Source organism: Phnomibacter ginsenosidimutans (assembly GCF_009740285.1).
GTDB classification, from domain to species: Bacteria; Bacteroidota; Bacteroidia; order Chitinophagales; family Chitinophagaceae; genus Phnomibacter; species Phnomibacter ginsenosidimutans.
Genome location: NZ_CP046566.1, coordinates 2,847,061 through 2,870,177 on the forward strand (window position 1 = coordinate 2,847,061; position 23,117 = coordinate 2,870,177).

General features: G+C 44.9%; 20 protein-coding genes and 1 tRNA gene. 9 read left to right on the forward strand and 12 right to left on the reverse strand.

Translation table 11 applies throughout. The annotated features are described in order from the left end of the window. Positions 1-3 precede the first annotated feature (3 nt). From GLV81_RS12320 to GLV81_RS12350, 7 genes are all read right to left on the reverse strand, one after another. Positions 4-1,080, reverse strand: coding sequence for a glycosyltransferase family protein (locus GLV81_RS12320; protein ID WP_197428280.1), 1,077 nt, complete (start codon positions 1,078-1,080; stop codon positions 4-6). 8 nt (positions 1,081-1,088) lie between these two features. Beyond that, positions 1,089-1,439 carry a hypothetical protein gene (locus GLV81_RS12325; RefSeq protein WP_157479135.1) on the reverse strand — a complete coding sequence of 117 codons (351 nt, stop codon included), beginning with the start codon at positions 1,437-1,439 and terminating at the stop codon, positions 1,089-1,091. A gap of 55 nt (positions 1,440-1,494) precedes the next feature. Next, on the reverse strand, positions 1,495-2,985 hold the full coding sequence (locus tag GLV81_RS12330; RefSeq protein ID WP_157479136.1) for an oligosaccharide flippase family protein: 1,491 nt from the start codon (positions 2,983-2,985) through the stop codon (positions 1,495-1,497). A 133-nt stretch (positions 2,986-3,118) separates the two neighbouring features. Further along, on the reverse strand, positions 3,119-5,104 hold the full coding sequence (locus tag GLV81_RS12335; protein WP_197428281.1) for a polysaccharide biosynthesis tyrosine autokinase: 1,986 nt from the start codon (positions 5,102-5,104) through the stop codon (positions 3,119-3,121). Then, complete coding sequence (locus GLV81_RS12340; protein WP_157479138.1) at positions 5,058-5,570, reverse strand: Wzz/FepE/Etk N-terminal domain-containing protein; 513 nt, start codon at positions 5,568-5,570, stop codon at positions 5,058-5,060. The genes GLV81_RS12335 and GLV81_RS12340 overlap by 47 nt, the downstream gene beginning before the upstream one ends. Before the next feature lie 33 nt (positions 5,571-5,603). Then, positions 5,604-6,413, reverse strand: coding sequence for a polysaccharide biosynthesis/export family protein (locus GLV81_RS12345; protein ID WP_197428282.1), 810 nt, complete (start codon positions 6,411-6,413; stop codon positions 5,604-5,606). A 202-nt stretch (positions 6,414-6,615) separates the two neighbouring features. Next, complete coding sequence (locus GLV81_RS12350; RefSeq protein ID WP_157479140.1) at positions 6,616-8,739, reverse strand: carboxy terminal-processing peptidase; 2,124 nt, start codon at positions 8,737-8,739, stop codon at positions 6,616-6,618. Between the two features lie 220 nt (positions 8,740-8,959). Between GLV81_RS12350 and GLV81_RS12355 the strand changes: the two genes are divergently transcribed. The 3 genes from GLV81_RS12355 (at position 8,960) to GLV81_RS12365 (ending at position 12,647) form a co-directional block, all read left to right on the forward strand. Further along, positions 8,960-9,033 (forward strand) — tRNA-His (locus tag GLV81_RS12355). A 68-nt stretch (positions 9,034-9,101) separates the two neighbouring features. Then, on the forward strand, positions 9,102-9,707 hold the full coding sequence (locus GLV81_RS12360) for a DUF445 domain-containing protein (protein WP_157479141.1): 606 nt from the start codon (positions 9,102-9,104) through the stop codon (positions 9,705-9,707). A gap of 156 nt (positions 9,708-9,863) precedes the next feature. Next, the gene (locus GLV81_RS12365) at positions 9,864-12,647 is read left to right on the forward strand and encodes a TonB-dependent receptor (RefSeq protein ID WP_157479142.1); all 2,784 of its coding nucleotides are present in this window, start codon (positions 9,864-9,866) and stop codon (positions 12,645-12,647) included. A 77-nt stretch (positions 12,648-12,724) separates the two neighbouring features. Here the strand turns inward: GLV81_RS12365 and GLV81_RS12370 are convergent, their stop codons facing one another. Beyond that, positions 12,725-13,807, reverse strand: coding sequence for an exostosin domain-containing protein (locus tag GLV81_RS12370; RefSeq protein WP_157479143.1), 1,083 nt, complete (start codon positions 13,805-13,807; stop codon positions 12,725-12,727). Positions 13,808-13,918: 111 nt separating this feature from the next. Between GLV81_RS12370 and GLV81_RS12375 the strand changes: the two genes are divergently transcribed. From GLV81_RS12375 to GLV81_RS12390, 5 genes are all read left to right on the forward strand, one after another. Next, on the forward strand, positions 13,919-14,728 hold the full coding sequence (locus GLV81_RS12375; RefSeq protein ID WP_157479144.1) for a DUF1647 domain-containing protein: 810 nt from the start codon (positions 13,919-13,921) through the stop codon (positions 14,726-14,728). Positions 14,729-14,821: 93 nt separating this feature from the next. Then, positions 14,822-15,169 (forward strand): NDP-hexose 2,3-dehydratase family protein, encoded by a 348-nt coding sequence (locus tag GLV81_RS21300; protein WP_197428283.1) that lies wholly within the window; start codon positions 14,822-14,824, stop codon positions 15,167-15,169. Beyond that, positions 15,093-16,250 (forward strand): NDP-hexose 2,3-dehydratase family protein, encoded by a 1,158-nt coding sequence (locus GLV81_RS21305; protein WP_197428284.1) that lies wholly within the window; start codon positions 15,093-15,095, stop codon positions 16,248-16,250. The genes GLV81_RS21300 and GLV81_RS21305 overlap by 77 nt, the downstream gene beginning before the upstream one ends. 7 nt (positions 16,251-16,257) lie before the next feature. Further along, the gene (locus tag GLV81_RS12385; protein WP_157479145.1) at positions 16,258-17,229 is read left to right on the forward strand and encodes a Gfo/Idh/MocA family protein; all 972 of its coding nucleotides are present in this window, start codon (positions 16,258-16,260) and stop codon (positions 17,227-17,229) included. Beyond that, positions 17,226-18,110 (forward strand): NAD-dependent epimerase/dehydratase family protein, encoded by an 885-nt coding sequence (locus GLV81_RS12390; RefSeq protein WP_157479146.1) that lies wholly within the window; start codon positions 17,226-17,228, stop codon positions 18,108-18,110. Before GLV81_RS12385 ends, GLV81_RS12390 begins: the two co-directional genes overlap by 4 nt. Positions 18,111-18,114: 4 nt before the next feature. On the opposite strand, the gene GLV81_RS12395 is transcribed toward GLV81_RS12390, so the two are convergent. The 4 genes from GLV81_RS12395 to GLV81_RS12405 form a co-directional block, all read right to left on the reverse strand. After that, the gene (locus GLV81_RS12395) at positions 18,115-19,116 is read right to left on the reverse strand and encodes a hypothetical protein (protein WP_157479147.1); all 1,002 of its coding nucleotides are present in this window, start codon (positions 19,114-19,116) and stop codon (positions 18,115-18,117) included. A 2-nt stretch (positions 19,117-19,118) separates the two neighbouring features. Continuing rightward, complete coding sequence (locus GLV81_RS21310; protein ID WP_281350834.1) at positions 19,119-19,361, reverse strand: protein-L-isoaspartate O-methyltransferase family protein; 243 nt, start codon at positions 19,359-19,361, stop codon at positions 19,119-19,121. Next, a complete protein-coding gene (locus tag GLV81_RS21315) occupies positions 19,325-19,807 on the reverse strand; it encodes a protein-L-isoaspartate O-methyltransferase family protein (protein WP_281350690.1) in 483 nt (160 codons plus the stop codon). The genes GLV81_RS21310 and GLV81_RS21315 overlap by 37 nt, the downstream gene beginning before the upstream one ends. Positions 19,808-19,972: 165 nt before the next feature. Further along, a complete protein-coding gene (locus tag GLV81_RS12405) occupies positions 19,973-21,694 on the reverse strand; it encodes a phospho-sugar mutase (protein ID WP_157479148.1) in 1,722 nt (573 codons plus the stop codon). Between the two features lie 183 nt (positions 21,695-21,877). On the opposite strand from GLV81_RS12405, the gene GLV81_RS12410 reads away from it, so the two are divergent. Further along, complete coding sequence (locus tag GLV81_RS12410; protein WP_197428285.1) at positions 21,878-22,903, forward strand: DUF2279 domain-containing protein; 1,026 nt, start codon at positions 21,878-21,880, stop codon at positions 22,901-22,903. The last annotated feature ends 214 nt before the right edge of the window (positions 22,904-23,117 follow it).

Sequence of the window (23,117 nt, forward strand, 5' to 3'; positions counted from 1 at the left end):
TTGTTACTGGTTGTTCTTTTTGTCTGTAGCCAATTGCAACAACAAACGGGCAATATTTTCAGACGCATTGGGTATATCGTCTGTCAGTTTTCGCTTCCATTCGTTGCGCTGTGTAGCCACTGCCTCCGGCGTGTTAAGACCGGCTTGTATCACCCGCACAATATCGGACTTTGATTTTATCCAAAGTACAGCGTCGAGCCCATCAAGCGTACGGAAGTGTTCTAATCCGTATATAAAATCGATGTCATACCAATCTGCATTGTATGGCTTGGGATAATTGATGTAGACAGCAGGCTTATCGAAGTGTGCAAAATCGAGCCCCATTGTACTGCCAATGTTTACCACCAAATCGCAATGCAAGCAGAGATTAGTGAGTAGTGCAACGTCTGCAAAGGTGGGCAATGAAGCAAACCCGTCTTTTTCAGATTTAGGGTTTGTCCACAAAGGATCGATAGTGGTAAGTATACTCGCATACTTCATGGCAAAGGCATCAAACCTGCCTGACGCATCAACCGGTGCACGACGCAGGATTAAATGTGGACGCTCCGCTTCCGGCATTTGCATGATTGCATCGGCTATATCTTCGAAGTAATAATGATCATTCGGACTAGTCATGTCATTGCCACTCAAGAGCACCAGTTTTTTATCCTTCGGCAAATTCCATTGTTCCAGAAATTCTTCTTTTGGCTGATGCAATGCTCTCTTTGCGTAACATTCAAACTGGGGTGTACCTGTGATAATGACATCTTCCTGCGTAATGGTTGGATAGTACCATTCCATTTCTCGTTTCATATAGCTACTCCAAACAATATACTTATGAGCCTGAGGGGCAATTCTTGATTTGGGCAAATTATCCCATGAAAAAATTGCAGTTACAAATGGTATGTCGAGTTTCTTACATACTTCGGCAAAGGTTGATGCTTGCGGAACACGTTGGTGAGTGCACAAAATCACATCCGGCTTCGTTTGCCGCAGCAATGCTTCCAATGCAGGTGCTGCTGGATTTTTTGCATATTGCTTATTCAGCAGGTTATCAATCTTATCAATCCATGCAATGTTTGTAGCTGCAAGCTTAGCCAATTGACAGATTAGTGGATAGTATATTTTCCATAAGCCCTTCTTTTTTTCAGCAGCAATAAACTTTTCCAAATGCGATTGTTGTTTCTAACCGCACTGTTGCGCATCAACCTTGCGAATGTTGCTATGTCTCTAAGCAGCCGTTCATTTCGCTGCTCAGTAAAAGCAGGGATTTGGTGCAATTCAACCACTTTTCCATGCACTTTTTCTACTTCGTCTGTTACAAATGCAGGCAAGGAATGATACATGCCAATTGTAGCAGAAGCATTGATTGTTGAGATAAGATCTGCATATAAATAATTTCTGACCCCCACCCCATCAGGAACATAAAGAAAAATACGGCGTGACTTTGTTGTACTCATTGTAGATAGAAATTATTGAGCCGAAGTTGTAATACGTTGAAACAACTTCCTGATCTTACTTATTTTTTACTGATAAGAATGAGGTGGAAATTTTGAGTTTTTCAAACAGGTATACAAATACTTTCCGGTTTAAATAAAACTGTATTCCAAACAATATTGCGAGTAGAAGGCCAAATGAAAAAGCCAATCCCATAATGCCTTCCGGTTGATAAAAATATTGCAGGGTCATTGCTGCGCAACTCAGAATTGCCAGGCTTATCAAGTTCATTTTAACATCAAGAAATAGTGAAGTTGGCGCAATTTTCAAAAGCTTTAATCCAAGTAACGCTTTTACATACTCTGTTGCAAGCCCGGTAGCAGCAAAAGCTACCGCATACCAAATAATGCTTTTTGTAAATACCAAAACAAATAGCGACGCCAGAGCACCCAGTATTAAATTCGAATAGGTAATAAACGTAGTTTCTTTCATTTTACCTAAGGCACTTAAGATGCTAAGACAAGGAGAAACGAGTATTCTCAACACTACGTAACAACAATATATCTGAACAATTGGAATAGCGGATCTCCACACTTCACCAAACAAAAAAATCACCAATTCTTCTGCGTAAACTGCACCAATAATGGCAGGCCCACCCATAACTAATAACGATAGCTCTATTAGTTGATTAATAGCCTTACTTACACGTGGCCGGTCGTGTTGAAAGTTAGAATAATACGGGAGCATAACATGCAACTGTGAAGCCAGTATGCCCGACTGAATTTCAACCGTATAAGAATACCCAAATTGCAAGTAGCCAATATTGGTCAATGGCATGTATGCTTTGAGTAAGATATTTCCAACCTGATTATTCAGGTAGATGCCGACACCCGAGAACCAAGAGTGTCTCGCAAACCAAAAAACTTCTTTGCGCCAACGAACCGGAATATTGATAAGCTTGGGTTTATAACCGCCTCTTCTGGCAAGATACAGCGTATTAACCGCTCCACCTGCTACAATGCCGATGGCCCAACCGACCAGGCCCAAGCCTGAAAAAACCAATATAACTTTAGCGGTTGCTCCTATTAAGTCGCCCAATACTTTCGACTGGGCGACCACTTTAAACTGCATTCTTTTTTTAAATCGTATTTCATTGATTCTGCCAGGAATGGCAAAAAGATAATTCAATGAAAGTATACGCAGATAGGTATCTACCGGGCTATCGAACAATATACCCGTCAGCGCAAACGAGGCTACAATCTGAGCAGTAAATAAAATCAGATTTGAATAAAACCTGAGTGTAAATACGATGTGCTCAATCGTTTCGATATCCTCTGCCGAAGTTCTTTCCGGACCTGTAATCTTCGTTCTGTAGATATAATAGTTTTCAAACCCGATATCAATAACGATATTGAAGATGCCAACTATAATACCCACTACTACCAGTTGACCGAATCCACTTGGTCCCAAATGCGGAGTAACTAATGCGAGTGCAACAAGGTTGATAAACTTTCCAAAAAAAGAGCCGGTAAGCACTTGTAAGGCGGCACTTGATCCGGAAACTTTCATAGATACTCAACTGAAGATGATTCAATTTATTTCATAGCCGTGTTGGCGGTGTATTACAACAAGTAATACAAACGTAGCTAAATACAAAACGTGAACGAATTCGATGCATTTCCTGTGTAGAGCAGTGCGGCATTTACAATCCAAAAATACCTAACACTCTTGCTATAAATCCTTTCTTCCTTTCTTCTTCCATGTAATAGCCAGAACTATTCTTACTGTTGCCGTAATGACCGTAACCATATCCGTAGCCATAGCCATAGCCGTAGCCATAACCGTAGCCATAGTTTTCGCCAGCCCCGGTTTTAATACCATTAACCACAATACCTAAGTTCTTAAACTTCTGCTCTTCATAAATCTTTTCAATGAAGGTGAGAGTAGATCGATAGGTGTATTTATGACGAACGATAAAGAAGGTAAAGTCTGAGAATTTATCCAACAACAGCGCATCCGTAACAAGACCAATGGGTGAAGTATCAATAATGACAAAATCATAATTCGCCTGAATCCAGGCCATGGCTTCCTCCATCTTTTTACTCAAAATAAGTTCGGACGGATTGGGTGGCGTTGGTCCCGATGGCAACATATCAAAGTTGTTGTAACCGGGTACTTTCAAAATGGCTTTGCTCAGGTCTGTTTCAGAACCAATCAGGTAATTACTTAACCCTACTTTGTTATCAAAGCCCAAATATCGGCTTACCCTTGGCTTACGCAAGTCAAGTTCAATCAAGAGTACTCTCTCCTTTACCAAGGACACAGCTGCGGCCAAATTGATGGAGAAAAAGGACTTACCCTCACCACTCATAAACGAAGTAGAGGTCACACATTTGATGGGGCTGTCTACAGATAAATACTTCAGGTTTGTACGCACAAGCCTGAACTGTTCAGAAATAGCTGAACGGCTTTTAGGTGTTACCACCAGCGGATCGTCAGCCTGTTTGTACACAATCTCACCAATGATAGGTGCACTTGTAGAGGCTTCAATTTCTGCACGGTCACCAATGGTATTGTTGAATATTTCGAAGATGATGAGCAACACTGTAGGGATAATCAATCCGATGAGAATCGAAAACAGAATGATTTGTGATCGAACAGGTTTTACCTGACCTTGATTCAAAGCTGGATCGAGCACACGGGCATCACTGGTATTTGATGCTACACTCAGTTCTGCTTCTTCCCTCTTTTGCAGCAAGAAGTTGGTAATCTCATCTTTAACCCTGGCTTCTTTTTCAAGATTGAATAATTTCAACTCTTTAAGTGGCATGTTGGCTGCCTCTACCTGATTGGCCTGCAACGATTTTCTGGCAGCATCCAATCGGGTTTGAATGGCCTGCTTCAGATTGCGAATATTGGTGATCAGATTTTGTCTTGAATTAGCAATGGCAACATTAAGCCCTTGCACAATTGGATCTTGTTCAGTACCAACCTGGAGTTTGTTGATCCGTTCCCGAATCAATCCATTGTGAGTGGCTATGAGTTCTGACAATGACGCATCAGGGATGCCCACTGTAGATGGAACCAATTCATACAAGTTTTTATTGTTGACGATGTAGTTATACACGCCATTCACCACCTCAAGTTCAGTACTAATAGAAGCTTCGGCCTGCATTAAACCAGAAGAACGAGTAATAATTTCCTGCACATTGTCGCTGGCGTCTGCACTTATCAGGTTTTTAGATCTGAATTCAGCTACATCATTTTTGGCTACGGCCAATTCTTGATTGATGAGTGCCAAACGTTCATTCAAAAAACTTATTGAATTGCGCCATTGCGTATTCTTGTCTTCAAGACCTGCCTGAATGTATTTTACAACCAATACATTCAAAATATCCTGAGCTCTTTGAGCAATGTTATCGTTTAGTGACAATTCTAATACGCCACCAAATTCATGTGTCTGCGCCATTGATAGCGCATTGCGCAAACCATCGGCCAATGAGGTCCTTTCCTGAAAAGAAACAAATACGGTGCTGTTAGGATTTTCCCGGTAGGTAGGGTTGCGACGCATCGACAACCTATGGCCTAAATGTGAAATGGTATCACCATAATTGTATTCCGTCAATTTGCCAGCTTCGTCTTCAATTGCATAGCTTGGTTTTATTGATACGTACTTTCTTTTCTCCAAAAAAAACGTTGCCATTTTCATGGTCGCCGGGCTGATAATAATCAACAATAAATGGCGCCGCTTTGCCATACAACATCAACTTGCGAATACGTCCTTCGATATGAAACTGTAAATCCAATTTCAACGAGTCCACCACTCGGGTCATCAACGTAAGCGACTTCAGTACATCCTGTTCGTTTTCGATACTGCGGTCACTTGACCCGAGGTTCAACGAGCTTAATACCTTTTGCTCATCGCCAGATACCCTTCTGTCTCGTATCATTACCACCGAGTAAGCATTGTACACCGGTGAAGCAAACTCTAAATACACATAAGCTGCCAGCAAGCAAAAAATTACAGACAGGATATACCAAGGCAAAATTGAAACTGCTTTTGCGGCAAGCTTCAATACATCAAACTTGCTCGATTCCTGATTGCCTAAATCAATTTTTGCCTGTGATATATTATTCTTAGCAGATGAGGCCATAATGCAAATTCTTGTTGGGGACTTCTAAAAAAATTAGCGCAAAAGGGTTACAATCAGCGTTGTTAATGCCAGCACGATGGTGGCAATTGGCGCATACATCTGACCGAAGTTTTTAACCAGTTTTTGTTTGATAGCAGGCACATACACCACATCATCTGGCTTTGGATAAAAATAAGGGGAGTTTAAAAAAGAGGAATCTTTCAGGTTGAGATGTGCCAACACTCGTGTACCATCAAAATTTTCTCTGTACACCTTCACATTTTCTACATCAGCATATTCAGTTACCGATCCAACCTGTGCCAAAACCTCCAACAAATTCATTCTTTCTCTTACCAGCGTTACACTAGACGGCTTGGCCACCTCTCCCATTAAACTAATTCCTCTGCTTGGGAGGTCAACAAAAACATAAGGCTCTTTCAAAATGGGGGACACCAAAGTCAACAGTTCTTGCCGTAGTTGATCTTTTGTAAGTCCTTCTGCTTTTACTTTTCCGATGAGTGGAAAAATCAGAAAACCGTCTTTGTCAACCTGTTGTCCAATTTGATCAGCGCCTTCACTCGTTTTTTTAACCGTTTCAAGCTGAATTCCTCCGTTTCCGTTCAGCAATTCCATTACATCTACACTACTGCCGGCAAACTTTACCCGCACAATGTCGTACCGCTTAATCTGCGGTTCTTCATAAGGAAAAGGATAATTACTGAGGCCCACTGTTTTGGTGGAATCCATGTAAGATCCGAGTATGTTTAAATTGGGGGCTTTACAGCTAGTAGAGGATACTATCAACACTAAAACGAGGAGAACAAACGTAAGTGTGCTGAATGAACGGTGTTTAATCTGAATCATGGAATGCATGCTGAAATGTGTGCAAATGTATCTAAAAAAGATACACGTCAAAGGCCGGATAAAGACCGGTGGATAAACAAATTGGGGCCGACATCCCTATCAGCCCCAATTGATTATCAAAGATTTAAAAAAATCTGTCGAATATTTTCGATGGGTAAATACAGCTTTTTATGCCGCTTTTTTGTGGCTGCAAACCTTACTCTTACCGGGCAGCTGTCTTTCCTTTTATAATGATATCATCCAAAACCTTCGAGGTTTCAAACAGATAGCGGTCGGTTTTCAGGCCTTTCAGCCAATTCATAAAACGTTCGCTTTTATCCTTGTCCATTTTATTAATCCGGTCTTGGTCAGCGTCCATAAAAGCTACTTCCATTGGTTTATCCAGCGTTTGCAGACTGTCATTTTGCTTCACCGTTTTCCGGATTTGCTTCTGCAACTGCTGGTATTCAGGCAGGTACAGGTTCACTTTCTCTTCGTTTACTTTACTCAACCACTCAGCATTGGTTCGAATGGTTTGGAAGGCTTCGTTTTGTTGCAACTTGAGCTGATAAGCCGATTTAGCCTGCGCAATGTCTACTCCTGCCGGCCAATTGCTGTAAGGCGCTTTCGGAATTTCGTCATAGCCCAGTGCGTTGGGGCTGTGCTTCTCTCTGGCCTTTGTAAATTCATAGTTGTCTGGCATAATGATGTCTGGCGTAACACCATTCAACTGAGTAGAACCGCCATTGATCCGGTAAAATTTCTGCAGGGTAAGCTTGAGTGTGCCCAACTCTGAAGCGGGCATAAAAAAGCCTGTGTTACGATCCAAGCCAATGTTGCGCTGTACAGTACCCTTGCCATAGCTGGGTGTGCCCACTACAATACCACGATGATAGTCTTGAATGGCCGCAGCAAATATTTCTGATGCCGATGCACTAAACTCATTGATCATTACTGCCAGCGGACCATTGTACAATACACCCTTATCTTTATCGCGGTAAATACTAGCATCGCCATCACGGTCTTTTACCTGTACCACAGGGCCGTCTTCAATAAACAGGCCCACCATCTGAATCACATCCTGCAGGCTACCGCCACCGTTGTAGCGCAGGTCCATTACAATGCCATCTACATTGGCTTCTTTCAGTTTTTTGATTTCGTTGGCCACGTCACGTGCACAGCGGGCACCGTTCGGATCATCGAAATTGGCGTAAAACTCCGGAAGATAGATGTACCCGATTTTGTGTGTTCCATTTACGATGGCACTGCGGGCAAAAGTTTCTTCCTGCACAATGCGGTCGCGGATAAGTGAAACCACTTTGACTGAGCCATCAGTTTTTTTAATGGTCAGCCGCACTTCTGTGCCCTTTTGACCACGAATCAGTTTAACCGCATCGGTTGTTTCAAAACCAGTTACATCTACTGGTTCTGCGGCACCCTGCCCTACTTTCAAAATCACATCATTTACTTGTATTTCTCCACTTTTCCAGGCGGGGCTGCCGGTTACTACACTTACTATTTTAATAGCACCATCTTGCTCACTCAGCTGTGCACCAATGCCAAAAAATTCACCGCTCATGGCTTCGTCAAAAGCCCTTTTTTCAATAGGTGGAAAAAACTGCGTATGCGGGTCCATAGTTTCAGCAATCGTATTGATGTACTGATTGAACTTTTCATCCAGGGTGAATTTGTTTTTCAACCGGTCGTAAGTGCGGTCCCAAATTTTCAGTACTCTTTCGCGGCTTTCCCGCTCCAGCGTAGTGTCTGCTTTTACTACAAAATCTTTGACATTCTTATTGCTCTCCCGGTTTTCCAACGCATCTGCATAACGCTCCAGCGTCATATACTTCAAGCGTTTGCGCCAGTTTTCGCGGCGCTGTGCATCGTTGTTGGCAAAAGGCTCTTTTTCCATGTCCAGTGCCACCGTTTCTTTTACCGTAAAGTCGAATGGCTTCGCCAAAATGCTTTTGTAGATGGTAGCAGATTCGGCCAAACGCTTGGCGTAAATGGCATCCAACGCAGGAATAAATTCCATGTTGCCATTTTTCAACTCATCATCAATTTTTAATTCGTATTGCTTCAGCACATCAATATCGCTTTTCAGAAAAATAGTTCTGTCGGGGTCGATGCTGTTGAGGTAAGTTTTAAACACCTGCTTCGAAAAATTATCGTCGAGACGCTTGGGGCTGTAATGACCTTGCTCCAGCAGGTCTGCTACAATGGTAAGAATGCGTTCATACTTGCTGCCCGGCTCGTTAGATCTGCCGCTTCCCCAGCTTTTGATTCCAACAAAAACCAACAGGGCAATAACAGGCACCAAGAAAGGCCATACTCTTTTGTTCATCATAAATTGTCCGATTTTCCGCATGAGTTTCAAACGTACTGATAAACTACAATGTTATGCAGCCGATGGTTGAAATTAACAAACCCCGAAGGCTTTTTATTCAACAGCAATAAAGCTAGACACGGGTTCGGCATTCGTGCTTCGAAAACAAGGCAAGAAAAAAATGCCAGCTATTTTTGTTTCTGCAAAACTGATTTCCCTATTTTTGCGCTCCGAAAAAACGGAGAGTGTAGCTCAGTAGGTTAGAGCGTCAGTTTGTGGCACTGAAGGCCGTGGGTTCGAGACCCATCATTCTCCCTCTTTCAATTTCAAGATAAAACCTCCTGCATGTCAGGAGGTTTTGTTTGTAAAAGGCCCCACATAGCATGAATATCTGGCTTTGGTTAATACCTGTCATCTCGGCGTTTATCGGTTGGTTTACCAACTGGATAGCCATCAAAATGCTTTTTCATCCCCGCAATCCGGTATCTGTGTTGGGCATTACCGTGCAGGGTATTTTTCCCAAACGGCAGCAGCAATTTGCCCAAAAACTGGGCAAGCTTGTAAGTGAAGAACTGCTCTCTTTCGACGAAATAGCCAACACCATCAGCAGCCCGGGCAACTTGGAAAAAGTACAGCCCCTCATTGAAAAGCACATCGATCATTTTTTGCGGGAAAAACTGGCCACCGAAATGCCCATGATCAGCATGTTTATTGGCGACAAAACCATTGGCAAGCTCAAAGCTGTGTTTATGGAAGAGCTGACCACGCTGTTTCCATCGCTGATGCACGAATACGCCGCCGAACTGAAAGAACAGCTGGACCTCGAAAAAATTGTAACCGAAAAAGTTGCGGCCTTTTCTACAGACAAGCTGGAAACCATTTTACTACAGATTATGTCGAAGGAATTCAAGTTTGTAGAAATACTGGGCGGGGTGCTGGGTTTCATCATTGGTTTACTGCAGGTGGCTATCACCGTTTTTACAGCCTAATCTCCATTTATCCATTTCTTAACACTTACCACGAGGGGTACGGAGGCAACAGCCGTCAAACAATCTCGTTGGATTTTTGTCATGCTAACGTTCGTCAACATGACAAAACGATGACAAAAGCCCTACAGAAAAAATAAACAGGCATACACGCATTTTATGAAAATTCAATTAACACTCTTTCTCTGCATTTTAAGTAGCACTTTGGCCCTGGCGCAACCAATGGGTGGCGGCCGTATGGGTGCAGGCATGCCCATGGGTGCCGGCCAAACCGGTCGTTTTTACGGCAAAGTACTCGACAGCACCACCGGCAAACCACTCGATGCCGTATCTGTACAAATTGTGAGCAGCAAGTTTGACATGGCCAAAAAGCAACGCAAAGACACCATTCTTTCTGGCATGCTCACTCCCGCCAACGGCGATTTTTCGTTGGAAAACGTGCCCATGATGGGCGACTACCGCATTCGTATTTCTGCCATTGGCTACGTGACGCTGGAGCAGAAGGTTTCTTTTTTGACGGCAGAAATGCAGCAGAAACTGATGCAGGCTTTTGCCAGCATGAATCAGGCGCCTGCTAAAGCCGACTCTGGAAAAGCCAAGCCAGCACAGCAAGCCCCCAACATGATGGAGGTGCTGCGTAAAGCCTTGGGTGGCGATATGAGCCAACTTGCCAGCCTCGCCGATAAAGACCTCGGCAACTTTTTGCTGAAACCCGATGCTAAAGTGCTGGAAAATGTAACCGTTACCGGCAACCGCCCCATGATGCAAATGGGCATCGACCGGAAAATATTCAACGTTGATAAAAGTTTGGCAGCATCAGGTTCATCTGCTGTTGATATCATGCGTCAAATTCCTTCGGTAAATGTGGATATAGACGGTAATGTTTCGGTTCGCAATGCGGCCCCCACTTTGTTTATCGATGGTCGTCCTACTACCCTTTCTCTGGATCAAATTCCGGCCGACGATATTCAAAGCGTAGAACTCATCACAAACCCATCGGCCAAGTATGACGCCTCTGGTGGCATGGCTGCCATTTTGAATGTGGTGTTGAAAAAGAATAAAAAGACAGGCTACAATGGTTCTTTGAGGGCCGGTATGGATAGTCGTTTTCGGCCCAACCTTGGTGGCGATATCAACGTACGCCAGCAGAAGGTTAACATTTTTGCATCTGGCAACTTTAGTGCCCGCAAAAGCCTTGGCTGGAGCGACATTGCAACAAATTATACACCCACCAGCAACCTGCCGGCTTACGCTATTGCGCAGGATGTAAACAGTACCAACCGTGGCTTCTTTGCTTTTGGCCGTGCCGGTGCCGACTTCTTTATTGACAACAGAAATACACTGACACTTTCTACCAATCTGGTACGGGGTAGCTTCGACAATGAAGAATTCAACTACATCAAATACGACACGCTGTTTACGCCCCCCACTTCTTCGCTCACCCGTCGCCTTACCGAAAGCGACCGCAGCTTCCGGAACTTTGGTACTTCGCTGAGCTTCAAACACCTCTTTGCCAAGCCTGGACATGAGTGGACCGCCGATGTAAACTTCAACAACATGAACAGTGATGGCACATCTAACTTCAACAATCAGTTGATGGATGCCAACAATAACCCCAAGGGCAACCCTGCCCTGCAACGTACACAAAGTGGTACCACCAGCACCTTTGTTGTAGCCCAAACGGATTATACCAATAAGCTTTCGAACAATGTAAAGTTTGAATCGGGCCTTCGGGCACAGCTGCGCAATTTTAGTGCAGATAACAACAACTTCATTTACAACTACAACACAAATGGATTTGTGCTGGTGCCTGCCGTAAGCAACGACTACGAATTTACTGACCGTGTATTTGCGGCCTATGCATCTTTCACCGGCAAGTTGGGTAAAGAAGGCAAACTCGGTTACAACTTTGGCCTTCGTGCAGAAAGCAGCAACTACGATGGCAAGCTGGTATCACTGGATTCCAGCTTCAATGTCGATTTCCCGATTTCGCTTTTCCCCTCTGCCTTTTTGAGCTATAAAGTCACTGACCGCAGCGACATACAGTTCAACTACACCCGCCGTATCAACCGTCCAAACTTCTTTCAGTTGATGCCCTTCATCGACTTTACAGATCCGCTGAACCTGAGTGTAGGCAACCCCGGCTTGTCGCCTGAATTTACCAATAGCCTTGAAGCCAACTTCAGTCAGCAGTTCAACAACAACCATACATTGCTGGTGTCTACTTACTTCAAGTATACCTCTGGTTTGCTCACCCGTTTTCAGTACAAAGATTTGAACCAGATAAGCAAAGACAGTGCTATTTACAATACCTGGATTAACGCCAACAATTCAACCACCTATGGGTTAGAATTGACCAGCAACAACAAGTTCAGTAAGAAATTTGAAATGACCACGAACCTGAACTTTTACAATGCTACTATCAACAGCGAAAACATCAAGAGTGACTTGAACAACAGCCAAACCAGTTTTTTTGGTAAGCTTACCATGACACAGCGATTGGGTAAAACCAACCAGTGGACACTGCAACTGAATGCCGACTACCAAAGCAAAACCGTACTGCCAGCAGGCGGTGGCCGCGGTGGTGGTATGATGGGTGGCGGCCCCATGGGTGGTGGCATGATGGCTGCAGGTAGCAACGGTTTTGTAAATCCGAACTACGGTGCAGACTTCAGCATTCGCCGCGACATCATTAAAAACAAAAACGGACAAGGGTATGCCGGCTCACTCACCCTGAGCATGAATGACATTTTCCGTACCCGCATTTATGATGTTACAACCAGCAGCGATTTCTTCCTGCAAAACCTCAGCCGTCGTCGCGACCCGCAGGTATTGCGCCTGCAGTTCAACTGGCGTTTTGGCAAGCTTGATGCCAGCCTCTTCAAACGCAAAAACATGAAAGGCGAAATGGAAGGCATGAGCGAAGGAATGAACATGCAATAACGTCCTAACAGACATTGAACTTATTTGGGGTTTGCTTCAGAAACAATTCCCCGGGCCTCTCGAAAGAGAGGCCTTTTTTATGAATACAAATGTGCAAAGCTTTGATTGGGTGGCAGTAAATGGAAATGTGCAAAGAAGCCATCATAGGTTAGCTTCTCTTGCCAAAGATGTCGATTGGTCAATTGTAACTGCTGCCATTGATCCAATGAGAATGGCTGATGAAATGCTATTAATAACCGGGCAGCTTCAGTCATTTTATGTGCTGGCACCTTAAGTATATGCGCATTCCAATCAATCAGGTTTTCCAATGGCAGCATGCTGTCGGTATCTATCAATACTGGAATTCTGCCACTGGCCAAACAATCATAAAACCGTACCGAAAAATTACCAGCACCTCTGATACAAAGTGTGTAGGCATTGTTGCTGATGTTTTGATAATATCGGAGTCGGGATTGTACTTGTTGCTCCTCACTACTCGCACCTCCTTTGTATTGGTCAAACAATAAAAAGTTGGCATTTACCAACTGCTCCTGTTGTAATGTTTGCAATACCTGATACCGTTGATAAGTGGTTGAAGTAAATGGCTGCAAATCGTATAGATAATTTCCTTGCAGTTGCTTTATCCATTTTACAGCAGCACGTACGTAATCCTTTAACCGGGCCAACTGGCTTCCATTTGCCTGCCCACAAAAACCTACGGTAGGTTTTGAAGGTAAATCCAATAGTTTGATATCCCTTTCAGCGGCGAGGCAAAGAGGGTCTGGCATAAACGGCGGCATCACAAACTGGTTGCCTTTGTTGCCCGACCTCGTACCAGACAGGCGTAAAATTTGCACATACTGATCGGGCCAGGAAATGCCATAATCGCCGCCAGAAAATATCCAGCAAGGCTTTTGCCATTGCTTGGCTGTTGCAATAAATTCCTCTACCACCTGTCGCTGCCCAGTGTGTAAATACCAGGCAATATCCATGGGCAAAATAAAAACATTGGCAGTAGCGGCATCTGCTGTAATGGTATAATGTTTTTTCCACTGCGGATTCACCGTTTTAGCTACATCTGTAGCAATGGCGGCTGGTTGTAAAAACGGCTCTAACAACGGAAATAGATAATATTTGCCGGAAGAAGAAATAGTTGGTGCGGTGCAGAATACCTGAATCATGGACTTGAGCTAACCGTTCAAAGATACCGGGTTACATCATTAGCCATTCAACTTCGCCGGATGTACACCATGCATTAATATTACCTTGCACAAAATGAATGCGTTCCTTACATGAAGCAACTCAAACAATCTTTACTCATCAGAAAACTCAGGTGCAGGTTAGTCAACCTGTCATTTATTTTCAAAAGATTTCTTACTTCCTCCAGTTCAACCAAACATGTTTTTGTAACCGCAGCCAGTGCTCCGTATTTTGAATCCCTGCATCGGTTGGTATTGTCCATACGCCGGTACGAAACCGAATCCATTTTAATTTATGATATCGGACTGGACGCAGCACAAATCAACATGCTGGAACAAATTCCGCAGGTAACCGTCAAATATTTTGACTTTGATAAATACCCCGCACATTTCAACCTTCAATTATTTCCGTACGGCAGCTATGCCTGGAAGGTGGCATTGGTATACGATGCTTTGCACAGCCTGCAGTGCGACATTACTTATCTGGATGCCAGAAATTTTGTGATAGGAAAATTCTCTGTGGCCCGTTACTACCTTCAGCAAAACGGTTATTATTTTCCCTACACGTCTGGCAAAGTGTTGGATTGGACACATCCATCAACATGTCAACATTTTGACCAACATAAGTTGGTAAATAAAACGGTACTCAATGGTTGCTACTGGTCGTTTTCTTTCAGCAGTCCGCTTGCTATGAGCATGGTGGAAAAATGGATGCGCCTGGCACTGGATCAGCAAATAATAGCCCCGAACGGATGCTCAAGGCTAAACCACCGGTACGACCAATCCGTACTCTCCTGTATTTTTCATGAAACGGTTGATGTAGCTGGCAACGAGCCGCAATCGACCCGTTATTACAACGTGCTTACCCATTACGATGTGTTTTTAAAAAAGAAAGGAAAATGATGCAACTGCCGCAACTATATTTGACTGCCGCACGGATGTCATTTTCAAAGTAACATCTGCGCAGCATCCATAGCTTTATTCAAACTTGCACTCATGGGTTTTACCAACAGTTTTGCTGTTTTACAACACGACGTTTCGATTCAATTACTCCGGTCGGCCTTTACCGAGAGCAATCCTTTCATCTCCACATCAGAAGTATTGGCCTGGTTACAACAACGCAATAATGAGGTAACGGTAACGGTAGAACAAATTGCTTTCAACCAATTACAAGGCTGGCAGTTTGATGAAGACAAGTCAAGCCTCCGGCATGTATCAGGTCGTTTCTTTTCCATTGATGGTATTGATGTGCAAACCAACTGGGGGCTTGGTACCTTCGTGGCAGCAGCCCATCATCAATCAGCCCGAAATTGGCTACCTCGGCATTTTGGTAAAAGAGTTTGATGGGGTTCTCTATTTTTTGTTGCAGGCAAAAATTGAACCGGGCAATATCAATAACGTGCAGCTTTCGCCAACCCTGCAAGCCACCAAAAGCAACTACACGCAAGTGCATGGCGGCAAGCAACCGGCCTACCTGGAGCATTTCAAAAATGCAAGCCCCGCCAACGTACTATTCGACCAACTTCAATCAGAACAAGGGGCTCGTTTTTTGCAAAAAAGAAACCGCAACCTGATTGTAAAAGTGGATGAAGAGATTACAGTGCAGGAAGACTTTGTATGGTTGACACTCGCCCAAATAAAATTGCTGATGCGCTACAGCAATGTGGTGAACATGGACACCCGAACTGTTATCTCTTGCATAGGCTATAAACTGTTCAGCGAGTTTGGCATGAATGGCTTGCCGGAAGGAACCAAAGGCACATTATTTTTCAAATCATTTTTTGAGAAAAACATTGCGCTATACTCTTTCGATGAATTGATTGCCTGGATTACACAGCTCAAGTGCCAATACGAATTACGCATCAGGCAAATTCCATTGCACAGCGTAAAAGGCTGGATGATTACAGACAGCGAAATCAAACATGAATCGGGACGTTTTTTTAAAGTGATTGCAACCAAAGTGGCCATCAGCAACCGGGAAGTGTCCAGCTGGAGCCAACCCTTGGTACAACCCATCAATGAAGGATTGATTGCTTTCGTGATTACTGAAATACACGGCGTGTTACACTTTTTGGTGCAGGCCAAACTGGAGTGTGGCAATTTCGACATCCTCGAACTGGCGCCTACTGTACAAACCATTACCGGCGACTACCGCAATCCTGAATACACTGTGCCATTTTTGGATGTGGTACTAAATGCTGCACCAGAAAACATTTGGTACGATGCCAAACAATCTGAAGAAGGTGGTCGCTTTTACCAAGAGCAAAACCGCAACCTGATGGTGCATGTTCCCAATGCTGCTGCTTTGTCGCTTCCGGAAAACTTTACCTGGATGACCTTGCATCAGTTGCAAACATTTATCAAATTCAACAACTACCTGAACATACAGGCCCGAAGCCTATTATCCACCATTGGCTTTATCTGATTTTACCATGAGTCGTATTTTACCCATTGGCGTACTGGGCTGCTCCGCCTTCGCTAAAAGATCATTTATACAAGAGTTGAAAAACTCAGGTTTGTTTGAGCTGAAAGCCATTGCCAGCCGCTCCATTAGCAAAGCAGAAGCGTATGCACAACAATTCAATTGTGATGCTGTAGGCAGCTACGAGGATCTGTTGCAACGCACAGATATTGAAGTAGTGTACATGCCACTACCCATTGGCATACATACCGAATGGCTCATGAAGGCGCTGCAAGCCGGCAAGCATGTGCTGGTAGAAAAATCTTTTACCAGCAACATAACCGATACAAAGGCTATACTGGCACTGGCGAAAGAAAAAAGTCTTTGTGTTTTTGAAAACTTCATGTTTCCGTTTCATTCACAAATGACCTACGTACAAAATGAGTTGGCCAATGGAACGATTGGCCAGTTACAGGCCGTACGCAGCAGCTTTGGTTTTCCCATGTTTGATGCCGCTGATAACATCCGGTATAAAAAAGAATTGGGTGGTGGTGCATTGCTCGATGCCGGTGCTTACACCTTGCTGGCGGCACAGTTGTTTTTAGGAAAGCGACTACAGGTAGTGGGTGCAGTACTCAACAACGATGGCCATGAAGTAGATTTCAACGACCATGTATTGCTGCAAAATGAAGAAGGTATTTGTGCTCAGTTAAGCTTTGGCTTCAACCATTTTTACCAAAACAATATTGAACTATGGGGCACCACGGGTAAAATGGTAATGAAGCGGGCCTTTACTGCTGCTCCTGGTTTTGCGCCAACAGTGGAGATTGAAAAACCCGATGGCATTACCAGCCTGCAATTGCCTGCCGACAATCATTTTCAAAAATTATTGCAGCAGTTTTACCGCAGCATACTGGAACAACCCGATTGGCAATTTGCCCAGATAGAAGCCCAATCTGCACTCATTTCTGCCGTGTTTGAAAAAGCAAATCAACACTCATGAAAAAAGCAATGGTTTTTGGCTGCAATGGCTACCTCGGCCGAAACATGTGCTGGTATTTGCAACAGCAAGGCTGGACCGTTACGGGTTCAGATATTCAGCCTTCAGGTTTTCAAAATGGCTTCGAGTATTACAGTATAGATGTGGCTGACGCCAGCAGTGTAGCACAAATCGACCTCGCAACATTTGAACTCATTTTTTTCTTTTCCGGACTTACCGGCACCTGGAATGGATTTGAGCAGGCCGATACCTATCTCCGAATCAACGAGCTTGGATTGCTGCACTTCATTCGTCAATACCAGCAACAACAAGCCAAAGGCAGAATTGTCTTTCCTTCTACACGTTTGGTGTACAAAGGCATCGCCAATACGCCGCTCAAAGAAACTGACCAACTGTTGCCGTTAACGCCCTATGCTGTCAACAAAATAGCCTGCGAACATTATCTGGCAGCATTCAAAAAAGCATGGGGCATTCATTATACTGTTTTCAGGTTGTGTATTCCTTATGGCAATCTCACCGATGCTACGTCGTCGTATGGAACCATTGGCTTTTTTGAATCGATGGCAGCAAAAGGACAACCCATTTCATTGTATGGCGATGGACAACTGAAACGTACGTTTTCGCACATGCTGGATATTGTAACTGCCATGCTGCAGGCAGCAACGATGGATAATACAGATGGAGAAATCTATAATCTTGGTGGTGAGACTTACTCGTTGTTGGAAGTAGCAGAATTGGTCGCTAAAAAATATGGCAGCACTGTTGAATTTGCCGAATGGCCTGCACAAGCTGCCCTTATCGAAAGCGGCGATACCATTTTTGATAGCACAAAAATTGAGGCGTTGGGTATACGCACCACAAAACTGTTGAAAGAAAACTTGTAGACTGCTACTCTTGTACCGCCAATAATGTAGCGCCACCCACATAGGCAGCATACCTCGAAAACTGACTGTGATACATCTCACCCAAGAGCAGTTGGTGTATTTGCCTGCACTGGCACAAGAGGTAAAAATCGGTGAAGGCTTTGCACAACACATCATCTGCATGGTTCACATCAATGTGACCAATATTGTCCGCATCAATCAGCAATCTAGACGCATAGTGGTGAATGGTTGCATCCTGCTGAACAGCTTGTAAAAAGCGGGCAGAGTCAGACACTGCTAAAATGTTGCAGTCGGTGTTCTCCATGGCAATCTGCCTTACTGATGCAATGCATTTTTCCAGCAGTTCATTTTGTGAAGCTGAATCAATAGTAGCGTTGTTTACATCTTGAAAATCGCCCAGCAAACCCATGAATCTAGAATGCACACCTACAAGAGGCAGTTCATTCTTGGGCAGTTTTGCGGCAGCATGCGCTACCAAAAAATCGCTGAACTGAAACAACTGTTGAAACAGGCTCGACCAATATTTTCCGTAATCTTCTTTGGATAGTTGTGGTTGTAGCAAACTGGTATAATCCTGATTGCCATACACATGAAACTGTCTGTACTTTCCACGAAACTGGTGCAACAACTTTGTGGCTGATGTTAGTTGCACATCATTCAGGTACAAAGGTTTTGACAGTTTTGTGTTCAAGTATAATTCTTCTGTACTGCAAACTAGTGAAGCGTCTTTTGGTGAGAGGTATTTGAATAAATCGAAGCTGTCCTTGTCTACATAAATTTTAAAATCACAGCCTAGTTGCTGTGATATCTGATAAGCCGAAATACTGCCTTTGATGCGATCGAGCAAACCACCATGCTTCAATTGATTGTTCATTACATGCACCACACATGGTTTATAACGCTCAGGCATTGCTGCTGGCAATGGTTGCCGATAGCTCTTGGCTATCTGCCATTCCCGCACTGGTCTGCGCAGCTTGCGTTTTATCCATTTCGTCAGTTGTTGCATGTTTATTTTTTTGGAGGCTGCTCATTCTTTCCTTTCAGCATGGGCACAAACCGAAACACATCGTACAGCTCTTCAATCAAGCGGCCGTCGGCTTTTTTAATGATGCGTTTCATGCGTTGGGCTTCGCCTTCATCTACCGGTATCACCAGCATGCCTTCGGGCTTTAGCTGATCGAGCAGCGCCTGCGGTACAAAGGGAGCCGCTGCCGTTACCAACACTTTATCAAAAGGGGCATACTCAGGCAGACCTTTAAAACCATCACCATAAAAAAGTACAACTTGCGGTGCCGCTCTGCAAACGGGTACGACTTCTGCACTTTATCGTACAGCTTTTGTTGCCGTTCAATCGTAAATACTTCGGCTCCCATTTCGGCCAATACCGATGCCTGATAAGCACTACCAGTTCCTATTTCCAATACCCGTTCGCCGGGTGTAATATTGAGCAGTTCACTCTGGTAAGCCACAGTGTAAGGCTGGCTGATGGTTTGTCCTTCACCAATGGGAAAAGCCCGGTCTTCGTAGGCTATTTTATCCAATGCCGGGTCTAAAAAGAAATGCCGGGGGATATTGCGCATGGCTTCCAATACCAGCTCATCGCTGATGCCTTTTTCCGCCAAACTATCAATGAGTTGTTTGCGCAGCCCTTTGGTTCTGTAATCGTCGGTATGCAATGATAAAATGCTTGTGCCCATAAAGATACAGCCCGCAAGATGCAGCATTCCGGTTAATCTGTGCAGCTCATCAAAGCACTCATTTCCCACGATTGTTGAAAGAAAGCCATTGGCCGTTTCGGACAATAAAAAAGCCGGTGATGCCACTGCACTCACCGGCTTCCTGATATCGTTGTTCAACAACTTTTACAAGTTCATATCCTTGATGATCGCTTCAATACGGGCCATCAAACCGGCTTGTACCGTTTTGTAATTGGCGGCATTGTCCAGCGGGGCATTTACACTAAAGTAAAACTTGATTTTAGGCTCTGTACCGCTGGGGCGGGCACTTACCTTACTGCCATCGGCCAGCACAAATTGCAGCACGTTGCTCTTGGTGAGTGCAATGGGGAAGGTATCGCCTGCAGGCAGGTTGGTGCCTTGCTGCAGCTGGTAGTCGAGCAGTTGCGCCACCGCCACACCGCCCAGTTGTGCAGGCGGATTGTTGCGGTAGCTTTCCATCATTTCCGCAATTTCCTTCTGGCCATTCATGCCTTTTTTGGTAATGGAAATGAGGTGCTCCTGATAGCAACCGTACTGTACATACAGGTCTACCAGTTTTTCAAACAGGCTGCGGCCTTTATCTTTTTCATAAGCAGCCATTTCGCACAGCAGGGCCACGGCACTCACCGCATCCTTATCACGAATCTGGTCGCCAATCATCAGGCCATAGCTTTCTTCGCCACCAACGATATAATTTTCTTTGCCGGTCTTTTCCCGAATCATTTCGCTGATGTATTTAAAGCCGGTCAATACATCGTAGCAAGCCACTCCGCTCTGCTCTGCAATGCGGTCGATCATGTCGGTGGTTACAATGGTTTTGATCACCATATCGTTGGGCTGTGCAATGCCCTTCGCCTTGCGGGCTTCAATCATATAGTTAAAAGCCAACACCGCCGTTTGGTTGCCATTCATCAGCACCCAGTTGCCGTCGGTGTCTTTAATGCCAATGCCCACACGGTCGGCATCGGGGTCGGTACCCAAAAGGATGTCGGCATCTATTTGTTTGGCCTTGTCCAAACCAATGCTCATGGCATCTTTCTCTTCGGGGTTGGGGCTGTGCACGGTTGGAAAATTGCCGTCTGGCGTAGCCTGTTCTTCTACCACAGTTACGTTGGTAAAACCAAAACGCTTCAGTACCCGGGGCACCAGCTGAATGCCACTGCCATGAATGCTGGTGTACACAATCTTCAAATCATGCTGGCGTTCGCAGGCATCGGGGTAAATGCTCAGGCTCTTCACCATTTCGGTGTAAGCCGCATCCAGCTCCTCACCTATCAAAGTGATGTTGGCTTCGCCGCCAGTCCATTTCACATCGTCAACGGAAAGAATTTTATCTACCTCGGTAATCACGTTTTTATCGTGTGGTGGCACCAGTTGTGCACCATCTTCCCAATAGGCTTTGTAGCCGTTGTACTCTTTGGGGTTGTGGCTGGCCGTACACACCACGCCGCCCTTGCAGCCGAGGTGACGAATGGCAAAGCTCAACTCTGGTGTAGGCCGCAGGCTTTCAAACAGGTACACTTTAATACCGTTGGCACCCATTACATTGGCCACTGTTTCAGCAAAAAAACGGCTGTTGTTGCGGCTGTCGTGTGCAATGGCCACGCTGATGCCTTCGCCAAAACTTTGCTTCAGGTAGTTGGCATAGCCTTGAGTGGCCATACCCACCGTGTATTTATTCATGCGGTTGGTACCAATGCCCATTACGCCACGCAGGCCGCCTGTACCAAACTCCAGGTTTTTATAAAATCCTTCTACCAAATCATCGGGGTTATTGGCCAGTGCATCGGTAATGTAGGCCTTGGTGTCTGCGTCAAAATTGCCCGCCAGCCAGCTTTCTACTTTGGCTTTAATTGCTGCGTCCATATATCGTTGTTTGTGGTTTGAATATGTCCTCCGAAAGGTGGATTCTGCCTGCAGTTGCCTCCTTCCAAAGAGCGGCTAAGATATTCGGAAATTACTTCCATTTCACAAACCTTGCTCATCTCTATAAATGGCAGCACCGTAAGTTTGCTAATGTCTTTTTGTTTACCAGCACCCCTGCTACTATTGAACCAAGTTGTGTCACTCACTTCTGCTGCATACCGCTACTCAGCGTTCCTGCTGCTTTGCCTGTTCAGCATGGGCAGCAGTGCCCAAACCCGCACCGATAGCCTGCCGCTGGAAGTCATTCGTCATGCCAGCCTCGATACCATTTACACCCGTGTACCCGATTCCGCCGCATACGTGGCATTGCCCAATACAAAAAGAGTGTATACCGTTGCAGGGTTGCATGCAGGCATTTATGGCGGTTCGTTGCTTTTGCTCAACCAAGCCTGGTACAAAGACTACCCCAAAACGAGTTTCCAAACCTTCAACGATAGCAAGGAATGGCAGCAGGTAGACAAAGTGGGCCACGCCTGGAGTGCCTACCAGCTTAGCCGTGCCAGCATGGCCAGCTGGAAATGGGCGGGCCTCAACCGCAACCAACAAATTTGGCTGGGCGGCATGAGTGGGTTTGCCTTTCAAACCGTGATAGAAGTGCTGGATGCCCATAGTGCCGAATGGGGCTGGAGCTGGAGCGATATTGCCGCCAATACCGTGGGCAGTGGCCTGCTCATTGGCCAAGAGCTGGCCTGGGCCGAGCAGCGCATCAGTTTCAAGTTTTCGTTTCACAAAATGAACTACTCACAAGGCATGCTGGAGCAGCGGGCCAACAACCTGTTTGGCAGCAGCCTGCCCGAACGCATGCTCAAAGATTACAACGGACAGACCTACTGGCTAAGTGCCAACCTGAAATCGTTTTTCAAACAAAGCAACCTGCCGCCGTGGCTCAACATTGCCGTAGGCTATGGCGCCGGCGGCATGCTGGGCGGCTTCAGCAATACCTGGGCCGATGGCAGCACCACCTTCACCCGCAACGATGTACAAAGAGTACGTGAGATTTACCTGGCTCCTGATATCGATTTCACCCGCATCCGAACCCGTAGCAAATTGTTGAAAAGCGTTTTTTTCTGCCTCAATGCCTTTAAACTCCCCGCCCCTACGTTGGTGCTCAGCAATGGGAAAATGCGGTTGCATGGGTTGTATTTTTAAAGTTTTGGCCTCAATAGAAAATGGGTTAAAACCCCTGATGTGTAAGAATGTATTTCATCATCCACGGGTTGAAACCCGTGGCTAAAAAAAACATAGGGAGAAATTTTTTTAACCAAGGGCTTCACCCTTGGCTTTGTTTTGACGCCCCTTCAGGGCTTTCACAAAATGTATGGCTTCTGATTAAATCCGTGAAAATCTGTCCCAATCTTTCAAA

Bases quoted from the DNA above. Each gene is read 5' to 3' on its own strand.
- GLV81_RS12330 (WP_157479136.1), bottom strand. From the start codon at position 2,985: ATGAAAGTTTCCGGATCAAGTGCCGCCTTACAAGTGCTTACCGGCTCT.
- GLV81_RS12370 (WP_157479143.1), bottom strand. From the start codon at position 13,807: ATGATTCAGGTATTCTGCACCGCACCAACTATTTCTTCTTCCGGCAAA.
- GLV81_RS12390 (WP_157479146.1), top strand. From the start codon at position 17,226: ATGAAAAAAGCAATGGTTTTTGGCTGCAATGGCTACCTCGGCCGAAAC.
- GLV81_RS12375 (WP_157479144.1), top strand. From the start codon at position 13,919: ATGAAGCAACTCAAACAATCTTTACTCATCAGAAAACTCAGGTGCAGG.
- GLV81_RS12405 (WP_157479148.1), bottom strand. From the start codon at position 21,694: ATGGACGCAGCAATTAAAGCCAAAGTAGAAAGCTGGCTGGCGGGCAAT.
- GLV81_RS12350 (WP_157479140.1), bottom strand. From the start codon at position 8,739: ATGATGAACAAAAGAGTATGGCCTTTCTTGGTGCCTGTTATTGCCCTG.
- GLV81_RS21300 (WP_197428283.1), top strand. From the start codon at position 14,822: ATGGGTTTTACCAACAGTTTTGCTGTTTTACAACACGACGTTTCGATT.
- GLV81_RS12395 (WP_157479147.1), bottom strand. From the start codon at position 19,116: ATGCAACAACTGACGAAATGGATAAAACGCAAGCTGCGCAGACCAGTG.
- GLV81_RS12365 (WP_157479142.1), top strand. From the start codon at position 9,864: ATGAAAATTCAATTAACACTCTTTCTCTGCATTTTAAGTAGCACTTTG.
- GLV81_RS21315 (WP_281350690.1), bottom strand. From the start codon at position 19,807: ATGGGCACAAGCATTTTATCATTGCATACCGACGATTACAGAACCAAA.
- GLV81_RS12345 (WP_197428282.1), bottom strand. From the start codon at position 6,413: ATGATTCAGATTAAACACCGTTCATTCAGCACACTTACGTTTGTTCTC.
- GLV81_RS12360 (WP_157479141.1), top strand. From the start codon at position 9,102: ATGAATATCTGGCTTTGGTTAATACCTGTCATCTCGGCGTTTATCGGT.
- GLV81_RS12340 (WP_157479138.1), bottom strand. From the start codon at position 5,570: ATGGCCTCATCTGCTAAGAATAATATATCACAGGCAAAAATTGATTTA.
- GLV81_RS12385 (WP_157479145.1), top strand. From the start codon at position 16,258: ATGAGTCGTATTTTACCCATTGGCGTACTGGGCTGCTCCGCCTTCGCT.
- GLV81_RS12325 (WP_157479135.1), bottom strand. From the start codon at position 1,439: ATGAGTACAACAAAGTCACGCCGTATTTTTCTTTATGTTCCTGATGGG.